This is a genomic window from Paraburkholderia bengalensis, assembly GCF_037126505.1.
Classification (GTDB): domain Bacteria; phylum Pseudomonadota; class Gammaproteobacteria; order Burkholderiales; family Burkholderiaceae; genus Paraburkholderia; species Paraburkholderia bengalensis.
On record NZ_JACFYJ010000229.1, the window covers coordinates 1 to 1,923 of the forward strand.

Consider the following 1,923-nt stretch of genomic DNA (forward strand, 5'->3'; position numbering starts at 1 on the left):
TCAGGCCAGCCTTGTACCTTATTGTCATCGTGCGTCCACTTGATGCGGGGTTGAGCGACAAACTTCGCGCAGCGACATTTTAGAGATAGAAGCAATTGTTTCGCGATGGTGATGGGTGATGCTTTGATTACCCATCCCTCGTCTTCGACGGTGCGCTTCATGATTATCTCCAGCGCAACTTCGGCGAGCGCCGCCATGAATCTATCCGCTTTTTGTCGAGCCTGCCACTTTTCCGTTTCTGCTGCGACATTTTTCGGGAGACTTTTCGGGAAACGTATTGATACGCTTCTATCGACCGATCTGAGAAATTGCATGGCGATATCAGACGACCTGTTTGAACAGGATTTGAGACGGGGACGCCGGCTAAGGCGAAGGCGTTCTTTCGCGCCGGGATGGTCGATGATTTTGTCGCAACGAAGACGGGCGACGAGTAATGGGTGCTAACGCTGGTGGGAGTCGGCCGCAATAGCCGCCACATGCACGTGCAGCTCCGCACCGCTCGCCAAACCGATACGCGCAAGGGACGACAGTTCAAGCTGTTCGCGCAGCAGGCGAAATTGGATTTGACGTGCGCTCCATCGGTATTGCGCGATTTGCACAGCGGTCGCCGCAACGGTGCGCAAAAACAGGTGCCAATGGCACTAGCGAAAGTCGGGGCATGCTGCCAAACACCTACTGAGCAGTCGCACGCTAATTTTTCTTACACTACTGGAAAATGAAAACGATCTCGTCGTCAAGAATAACGCGGACGTCAGCAACTCTGCTCTTGGGGATATCGCTTGCTGCGCGCCACGGCAAGATGGATCCGTCGAAGGAAAACTTCAACAAGGCCGTAGAGAGCTACCTCGATAGCACCGATGTAGTACGCGTTGGGAGATGCACCTGCTCCTTTCGAGCTCGCCAATATAAAAACTTATCAGCAGCAGGCAGACCAGTTAGTGAAGGTGGGGCTGCTGTCGAAACAGCGAGCCACCATGAGTACAACCAGGATCTTCCAGGAGCGCACTAGACGCTCACCGAGGCCGGAGATAAGTCACCGAGAGGCGTAATGAAAGGCCTCGGAAACCGGTTTTGCGGCGGCAAGGCGATACTTGTTGGAGATGTATCGGCCATTACAGTGGGCAAGAATGCCGCGATTGGTACGAGGGCGTTCGTCAGGTACGTCGTAAAGCTCGTTGACCGTCCGGCGTAGGATGACGAAACGGTTCTAGCTCACCGTATTGAACGCGCATCGAAGAAGTTTCGTCGTGTTGACCGAAGACGGCTGCGCAACAATTGCGGCAGGAGTGTGGCGCGGGCGGTTCGAAACCCAGTCGTTGTGGAGATCGGCGCCGGCCGCGCGGTGCCGAGTGTACCGATGTACGCGGAGAGTCTCGGGATACCGTTGATTCGCATTAATCCTCAGGAACGAGTTTGCAAATGTTCAGCCGCCGCACAACAGCGGAATGCCGACCGTCCTCTAAGGTCGATCAGCGGGCATAGCCGACGACGCCGGGGAGGGCGAGTGCGGTGAGAGTTGACATAAGAACCGTCGTGTCCGTTGAACATCCACTATCCCTATCTGGACAGTGCGTGAATCCGATGCGCTGACGCAAGACGTGGTGAGCAAAGGCACCCGCTTTCGCATAAGGCAGCGCTGTTTGAGGGGCTTCAATGCAGCCACGCCCATCGACTGCCGTCGCGGACACCTTGACCAAGTCTACGTACCCAACCAGCGATTACCCTGTGCAGCGCCGATGGCCTCTTGCGTAAAGCCTCGCCGAAGCAGGGTTCTGATGCTTCACGTCGAGGCCGTCTCTTGTAACGCCGCCTTCTTGTGCGGCACGTGGTGACTCACTTTATGCATGTGCTTCGTCGTCTTGTGCGCTGGCGTCGCGACGGTCGGGGACGGAGCCGTAGGGGTGGCTGCCGGTGCAGTCGCGG

The 1,923-nt window shown here is 56.5% G+C and carries 1 protein-coding gene and 1 pseudogene; one reads left to right on the forward strand and one right to left on the reverse strand.

Going from position 1 to position 1,923, the window contains the following annotated elements; genetic code table 11:
- Positions 1-197 (reverse strand): annotated as a pseudogene (locus H3V53_RS42850) (hypothetical protein); the annotation flags it as partial.
- A 240-nt stretch (positions 198-437) separates the two neighbouring features.
- On the opposite strand from H3V53_RS42850, the gene H3V53_RS42855 reads away from it, so the two are divergent.
- Positions 438-719 (forward strand): hypothetical protein, encoded by a 282-nt coding sequence (locus H3V53_RS42855; RefSeq protein ID WP_336602990.1) that lies wholly within the window; start codon positions 438-440, stop codon positions 717-719.
- Positions 720-1,923: the final 1,204 nt, after the last annotated feature.